Source organism: Candidatus Aquicultor sp. (assembly GCF_054640775.1).
In genome coordinates this window covers 1-7,036 of the sequence record NZ_JBTSLF010000137.1, presented here as the reverse complement: position 1 = coordinate 7,036, position 7,036 = coordinate 1, and the positions used below count along the sequence as shown (strand labels likewise).

Below are 7,036 nucleotides of genomic sequence, written 5' to 3'. Positions count from 1 at the left end.
GGTGTTGCACGATACCACACGGGCATACTGCTTGTTAAGCGCATCGGCGTAATTGACCTGAGCGGTAAAGGAAAGACCGGTTAACTCGTGCTCCTCGCCTCCCTGAAAGATAGCCTTAACTCCAGCGCTCTCGTAGATTGGCTTGTTCTTGGCACCGATACCCTTCGGCGTGCAGTCTACAACGACATCCACCTTACCCAGCAGCTCACCGAGCGTTCCCTCGATCGGGATGCCGGCCTCCTCCATCATGGACCGCTTCTCAGCAACAGACGCATAAATGGGGTATCCCCTCTCTGCAGCGACCCGGATGCGGTAGTCCTGGATGATATCTGAGACCCCCACAAGCTCCATATCATCTTGCTTAGCCACCGCATCGGCAACCCGTTTTCCTATAACACCATAGCCGTTTATACCTACGCGAACTTTTTCCCCTGCCATATAAAATCCTCTCCTTGTTAAAATGATTATCCAGCTTCTTTAGGTTTTTGAATGCGGGTTCTTAGAGCAGCAAGTCGACCTCTGGCTTCAAGTATCTTAAGCTCTTCCTCTTTCTCATCAAGTACCGTATCTAGTTCTTCGACTCGCTCCAAGTCACGGCGTAAGGCATTTAATTGTTGTTCTATTTTACCGATTCTATCCTCAACATCTTGCTTTTGCTCTAAATACGTCCTGGCAGCGGCTTCATCGGTCTTAAGAGCCTCACGAGCCTTGCTCTCTAGCTCATTAGCCTCTGCCCTCAATCCCACAAGACGATTGTTAAGGTCAGCGACAAGTGCAGATGAGTCTTCCTTTGCCCGTAGAAGGGCGCCTCTTTGTTTCTCGATATCCGATCTTGCCCTCTTTAAATCCCGTTCTTCGGGAATCTCTGCAAACTTTCTTTCAGCCGCTTCTTTTTTAAGCTGCTGCAGATCTTGCCAGGTGACCTTGCCAACCCTTATATCAATCCTCATGCGATCAAAGGTTTCCTCATCTATGTCGCCGCTTGCATACATAATATTTAGTTCTTCTACAAGCTGTTCTTTTTCACTTAGCTCCCTGGGCTTTTGCTCGCGATTCGCGCGGTTCTGCTCGAGAACCTCATCTACAAGCCTGAAGAGAAAACCCATTCCATGATGACCCATCATTTTTAAAAAGCGCCTCCATATATTACGCCGCTATTATCCCTACGCCTTTAAAGATCTCATACCCCTCACACAAACTTAAATCCTGTGGCGGCAGCACATATTGGGATGGTTCAATGCTCTCTTCTGGCAGTCTTTCTGAATTCTTCCTCGCTATCTCAACCATCTTATTCATGAGGGCATGAAATTCTTTTTCTGTCTTCTCAAATAACTGAACGATTTGATTATCAACTTCGTCTATCTCACGAAGAACCTGCTCTTCGTCGGCTTTTACACGATACTGACCGTCATTTGTTATTCGGATAATCAAGCTAATAACCCCTTTCACGTGGTATTTAAATAAAAGTGAATCATTAAGCCGCCGGGCCGACTTCTTTTTTAAGTCTAGTTAGCTCCTCTTCAACCGCCTTTGAGCGACCAAGCCTCTCAAGCTCACGCTGAACCTCATCTTTGCTCTCGCCTAAAACATCCTCAATTGCGCCCCTTGCAATCAGTTCATCGATTGCCCCGGCACGCGCCTGCATATCTTTAATACGATCTTCAGCTCTTGTGATCGACTGGCCGACATCGGTTAATTCTTCAGATATGCCGGTAAGCGTTTCTTTAATCCTCACTTGCGCTTCTGCGGCACCATACATCGCCTTAAGCTCTTCTTTTCTGCCCTTAAACGACTCAATTTTTGCTTTTAGAGAATCCCTGCCTGATTCAAGTGAGGACATCTGCTGCTCAACCCTTTGCATGTTTTGTTCAACTTCTCCCAGACGTTGCTCTAGCTCCTGCTTTCTGCCGATAGCAACCTGCGCTAAGTCGTCTCGTTTGAACTCTAAAGCTTGTCTTGCCTGGCCATTGTAGCGCCCAATATTTCCCGCAAGATCATCCCGTTGCATAACAAGCTTTTGTTTGGCCGTTGATATGTCGAGCAGGCTCCGTTCGATTTTTCGTAAGTTCTCGTTCATCTCAACGAGGCTGTAGTCGAGAGTTTTTCGTGGGTCTTCCATCTTTTCGAGCGTATCCTCTGCCCTCATCCGAAATATCCTCATAAATCGATCGATAAGTCCCATGTGCCCACCTTCCCGCATCATTAATTCCATGTATAAACAGACAAGACAGCTTCTAATACTGGTAACTTAATGAAATTGTTCCCTAAAAAGGCATCTTCATTCAAAGCGGCTTCGGTCTTTAGCAATTTCAACCATATTTCGGCAACCTCTTTGGTTGGGCGGGCTCAAATTAAGCAATACAAATAATAGTAAATGTAGAAGTGGCAACGATTGATTGTCCTTGTTTATAGATTTCTGCAGGAAGATAATACGTGGTACGTTAAATTGTTTGGTGAGAGGCAAGCGTAATGTCTAGAGGGGTTAAAACACTAATAGCTGTGGGAACGCTTTTGGCTTCGGTCGCAGAATTAATCTTTCATACTCAACTAGGCATAGAACCTGGGCTTGCTTTAGGCCTCGATGTAGCTTTACACTTCTTAGTATTTACCCTGGTGGCGTTACTTATTGGTAGGTTAATTGTTCAGCTCAGAATAATCAGAGAGCTTGAAGAGAAAAGAAGCTACGATCTTGGGATCGCCAAAGATGTCCACAAATCTGTTTTTACACCGTTTCCGCCTTCGTATAAAAATCTCACCATAGCAAGCAAAGTTGCCTTTGCAAGAGAACTTGGTGGGGATTATTACCACGTTGCCACCGTTGGCGACAAGCTTTTCTTTTGCATAGCAGACATCTCGGGAAAAAGTATTTCAGCGGCCCTGTTCTCTGCTATGCTCCACCAAAATATAACGGAAGCACTCGAGCACACCAGCGACTTAACCGAGCTTGTTGCAAGAGTTAACGCTCACATTTACTCAGCATTATCTGAAAACATGTTTATCACCCTATTTTGCTGCCTTATTGACGATAATGGTATAAGCTTCGTGAACGCAGGTCATGAAACTCCTCTGCTTTACTCAAGGCAAGTCGACGACATAAAGCGCCTTGAGAGCAGAATGACGCTACCAATAGGAATCGTGCCTGATTTAGGTATCGAAACAAAAATTGAGCCCTTCTTAACAGGTGATGTTTTCCTCACATTTACCGATGGCGTGACCGATAGCGAGAACTTCAGAGATAAGCCGTACGAGCGGCTAGAAGCTGCTCTTTACGCAAACTCCAATTCTAACCCCCAAGATATCGTCACTATCGTCTATCAAAAGACCATTTTAGACAATAATGAGCTACCTTTTGACGACATCGTTATCACCTGCATTAAAAGGAGAGACTAACCTACAATGGATCCACAGATAGAACCATGGATTAAATAACTGCTATAACTGCGCTAAGCAGCAGCACGCCCAACCCTAAGGCACAATTCACTTTCACCAAATTCAGCGATAGCTTCTGTAATCCTGGCAGATGATCTGGTTGTGCTTTGCTTATTTTCGGAGCCAGCACCAGTCCTCTATAAAAGTGAATAGCGACCATGGAGAGTACCGCCATATGCTTGAGTATAAAGGTGCCTGCTAGGGCTGAATTAGAGCCGCCAACACCAGGAAACCCTCCATCTAAAGTTACGATCGCAACTCCCGTAATAATTAAAAGTAGGATGCTATAATTGGCATACATAGTAAATCGTCTTGAGATAATTCCCATCATCTTTGAGGCTTCCGATCCAAGCACCTCTTTGGCAGACGGCATGGCGATAAAAAGCACGAATGTTATTCCTCCAATCCAGGTAACGGTTGCTATTAGATGGAGCCAGTTCAGTGTCGCTAGTGTTATGGTTTTCACTTTGTCCTCCTAACTTATTCAGCTAAAGTTTATGAATAATTAAGACAGTTTGTTTGGCCTGGTCTAGACCGTGAGTGACTAGACCAGGCCATGTTTTTTACTCTTTCTTTGCAGGAGGCGCATGCCCATGGCTCGAAACAGACATACACCCGCAGCCGCAGGTTGGCTTCGCTTCTTCCTTGGTCTGTAGGCTAACTTTAGGTTGTTCTTTAATATCCTTCTTATCCTTGTCCATCTTTATCACCTCCTTATTAGTTTTTGCGTATATACTTAAATATAAAGCAAAAAAAGGTGGTCGGGCTTTAACAACCGCAACCATCTTCTTCCTTAATACTAGTCTTATGATTTAAGCATCCGCAAGTGCAAATTCGATTAAGCCTCTGGCGACATATCTCTAAAGCGTCTTTGTTCAACGAGTAATAGATCCAATATCCTTGCCTTTCATCACTTACAAGACCGGCGGCTTTAAGTATTCGAAGATGCTGCGATACGGCCGATTGAGTTACACCCAAAGCCTCAGCTAATGCATTAACGCTAAGAGGGTTTTCTTTAAGTAGTTCAATGATTTCTATTCTTTTATCCACAGAGAGAACTTTAAAAAGCTCAGCTGCCTCTTTCACGACGAACACCTCATGTATTTAAGTATATTAGTAATTACTAATATTATGTTCTTAACTACCTTATGTCAAGCTACTCGTCGAATTACTGTGTCGAGAGGAGGGGATTCGAACGCGGCTAAGCTTCTGCTTCTTCCTTGCGGTTGAATTCGTTCATGGCGCGTTCGACGCCGTGTTGGATGATGGAGGTTATGGCGTCCGTCGCCTTGATGATGGCGAATTCGATCTCTTCGCGCTCGCGTTTGGCGAAGGGCTTCAGCACGTAGTCGCTGGCGTCTTGCCTACCCGAGGGCCTGCCGATACCGATGCGCACCCGCAGGAAATCCCCGCTTCCGAGTTGCCCGACTAGTGATTGTATGCCCTTATGCCCGCCGCTCCCGCCGTCGGGGCGAATCCTGATGCGTCCCGGCTCGAGGTCGAGGTCGTCGTAGACTACGATCAGGTGGTCGAGTTCGACGTCCTTGCCTTTTAGTATCTCGCGCACGGCAAGGCCGCTGTTATTCATAAAGGTAAGCGGCTTGAGCAGCACCACGTTTTCACCGGCGAGTGTGCCCTCGCCCCATCGGGCCAGGCGACTTTTCCTGTCAAGGCGTATGCCGTATTCCTTGCTTAGCCTGTCGATGACCATAAAGCCGACGTTGTGCCGCGTCGCTTCGTATTCGGTTCCCGGATTGCCTAAACCAACTATGATATACATTAATCTGATAACGACCCCTATAAATATCCGTATAAAGAAAAAGGGCGCAAGGCAATACCCCGCGCCCGTAGACTCACTGTTACTTTTCTTCTGCTTCGCGCGCCGCGGCTCCGGCACTTCCCTCGACCAGTTCAGGTGCGATTCCCTCAACCGCTTCGGTAGCAGCCACTACCGCACGCGGTACAGCAATCGCCACAACAACCGCCTCGGGATCGGTGAGCATCTCGAGCTCATCGGCGAGAGCCAAGTCCTTTGCATGAACGCTGTCCCCAAGCTGCAGCTCGCTGACATCTACCTCGATATGATCCGGCATTGCTTCCGGCATACCTTCGATTTCGATAGTTTCTGTGTGGCGCTCAAGAACACCGCCCTCTTTAATACCGGGCGCGTCCCCGACAATCGCTATCGGAACCAACGAGGCGATTTTTTCGTCGAGGGCTATCTTTTGAAAATCAATGTGAAAGTACTCGCTGCGTATCGGATTTCGCTGTACTTCCTTAATCACGGCGTTTGGATGCCGTTTTGCGCCTGGCAGTTTCAGCTTGAAGATAACATGCGTCCCCGCGCCCGAATGAACGAGCGCTGAGAACTCGCGCGCATTTATGATAATCGGCGTCGAGTCCCCATCACTGTACAGGACGGCGGGTATCTGACCTTGTCTTCTCAGTTTCTTGCTTGATTCTTTTCCTACCACTTCACGCTTATCTGCTTTAAGTTCGATTATATCCATATCCACACTCCTTATAGTGCCAAGCTAAATTATATTTCCAAGTCATTCGCCCTACAATCATACAAGCTACCATTAATTCGACATTCGTAATTCGTAATTCGACATTCCTATAGCTGGTTCTGGCCGTCAAACAGCTCGCTAACCGACCTGTCCTCATAAACGTTTCTAATCGCCTGGGACAAGAGACCGGCTATCGAGAGAACCTTGATCTTGGAGATCATCTTGCTCTCAGCAATCGGTATCGTGTTCGTGGTTACCAGCTCTTTGATCGGTGATTTTTCAATTCGCTCGATCGCCGGGCCGGAGAGAACCGCGTGCGTTGCGCCGGCATAGATCTCGGTAGCACCGTGGTCCATGATCGCTTTCGCCCCGCTTACCAGGGTTCCTGCGGTGTCGACCATGTCATCTATCATCAAACACGGATGCCCTTTTACGTCTCCAATAATATGCGTGATCTCGGCAACGTTATGGGCCGGGCGTGTCTTGTGCAATATCGCAAGAGACGCCCCGAGTTTATCGGCGTACCTCTTGGCCATCTTGACCCTTCCGACATCGGGTGAAACCACCACGAGATCCTGTAAGTTCTTTTCCTTAAAATACCCCGACAGAATCGGAAGTCCCATCAGATGGTCAACTGGAACGTTGAAGAACCCCTGGATCTGGCCTGCATGCAGGTCGACCGTTACCATACGGTCAATACCCGCAGTCGTCAAGAGGTCGGCAACTAATTTAGCGGTGATGGGCTCTCTCGCCGCGGCTTTTTTGTCCTGGCGCGCATACCCATAGTGCGGGATGACCGCGAACACCTTGTGCGCGGAAGCGCGCTTTAAGGCATCGACCATAATCAATAACTCGACCAGGTTATTGTTGATATTGTCTGCCAGCGTTTGCACTACAAACACATTGGCGCCCCTGATGCTCTCCTTGTAGCGCACGTAAATCTCGCCGTTACTGAAGGTAGCCAGTTCGACTTTACCGAGGTGGATCCCCAGGTGCTCTACGATTTCCTCTCCCAGGGCCGGATTGGACCGACCGCTGAATACCATTAATCGTTTGCTTTCTTCGCTTGACATGTTCTCCCCACACTCTAACTTTCT

The 7,036-nt window shown here is 47.5% G+C and carries 11 protein-coding genes; 1 reads left to right on the top strand and 10 read right to left on the bottom strand.

Going from position 1 to position 7,036, the window contains the following annotated elements; all coding sequences use genetic code 11:
- The 4 genes from ACYC56_RS10815 to ACYC56_RS10800 all read right to left on the bottom strand — a co-directional run.
- Window positions 1–438: type II glyceraldehyde-3-phosphate dehydrogenase (locus ACYC56_RS10815; RefSeq protein WP_461374188.1), on the bottom strand; the 438-nt coding region annotated here is incomplete at its 3' end.
- A gap of 26 nt (window positions 439–464) precedes the next feature.
- Window positions 465–1,124, bottom strand: a complete 660-nt coding sequence (locus ACYC56_RS10810) for a hypothetical protein (RefSeq protein ID WP_461374187.1) — start codon at window positions 1,122–1,124, stop codon at window positions 465–467.
- 22 nt (window positions 1,125–1,146) lie between these two features.
- Window positions 1,147–1,431, bottom strand: coding sequence for a PspA-associated protein PspAA (gene pspAA / locus ACYC56_RS10805; protein WP_461374186.1), 285 nt, complete (start codon window positions 1,429–1,431; stop codon window positions 1,147–1,149).
- 43 nt (window positions 1,432–1,474) lie between these two features.
- A complete protein-coding gene (locus ACYC56_RS10800; protein WP_461374185.1) occupies window positions 1,475–2,182 on the bottom strand; it encodes a PspA/IM30 family protein in 708 nt (235 codons plus the stop codon).
- A 287-nt stretch (window positions 2,183–2,469) separates the two neighbouring features.
- Here ACYC56_RS10800 and ACYC56_RS10795 point away from each other — a divergent pair, with 287 nt between their 5' ends.
- Window positions 2,470–3,390: a PP2C family protein-serine/threonine phosphatase gene (locus ACYC56_RS10795; RefSeq protein WP_461374184.1), complete on the top strand. Its 921-nt coding sequence runs from the start codon at window positions 2,470–2,472 to the stop codon at window positions 3,388–3,390.
- Window positions 3,391–3,421: 31 nt separating this feature from the next.
- Here the strand turns inward: ACYC56_RS10795 and ACYC56_RS10790 are convergent, their stop codons facing one another.
- The 6 genes from ACYC56_RS10790 to ACYC56_RS10765 all read right to left on the bottom strand — a co-directional run bounded on the left by ACYC56_RS10790 (window position 3,422) and on the right by ACYC56_RS10765 (window position 7,012).
- Window positions 3,422–3,895 (bottom strand): DUF4149 domain-containing protein, encoded by a 474-nt coding sequence (locus tag ACYC56_RS10790; protein ID WP_461374183.1) that lies wholly within the window; start codon window positions 3,893–3,895, stop codon window positions 3,422–3,424.
- Between the two features lie 97 nt (window positions 3,896–3,992).
- Entirely contained in the window at window positions 3,993–4,130 is a 138-nt protein-coding gene (locus ACYC56_RS10785) for a hypothetical protein (protein WP_461374182.1), read from the bottom strand.
- Between the two features lie 67 nt (window positions 4,131–4,197).
- A complete protein-coding gene (locus ACYC56_RS10780) occupies window positions 4,198–4,515 on the bottom strand; it encodes an ArsR/SmtB family transcription factor (RefSeq protein WP_461374181.1) in 318 nt (105 codons plus the stop codon).
- Window positions 4,516–4,630: 115 nt separating this feature from the next.
- The gene (pth, locus tag ACYC56_RS10775) at window positions 4,631–5,209 is read right to left on the bottom strand and encodes an aminoacyl-tRNA hydrolase (RefSeq protein ID WP_461374180.1); all 579 of its coding nucleotides are present in this window, start codon (window positions 5,207–5,209) and stop codon (window positions 4,631–4,633) included.
- A gap of 79 nt (window positions 5,210–5,288) precedes the next feature.
- Window positions 5,289–5,939: a 50S ribosomal protein L25 gene (locus tag ACYC56_RS10770; RefSeq protein ID WP_461374179.1), complete on the bottom strand. Its 651-nt coding sequence runs from the start codon at window positions 5,937–5,939 to the stop codon at window positions 5,289–5,291.
- A gap of 107 nt (window positions 5,940–6,046) precedes the next feature.
- The gene (locus ACYC56_RS10765) at window positions 6,047–7,012 is read right to left on the bottom strand and encodes a ribose-phosphate diphosphokinase (protein WP_461374189.1); all 966 of its coding nucleotides are present in this window, start codon (window positions 7,010–7,012) and stop codon (window positions 6,047–6,049) included.
- Window positions 7,013–7,036: the final 24 nt, after the last annotated feature.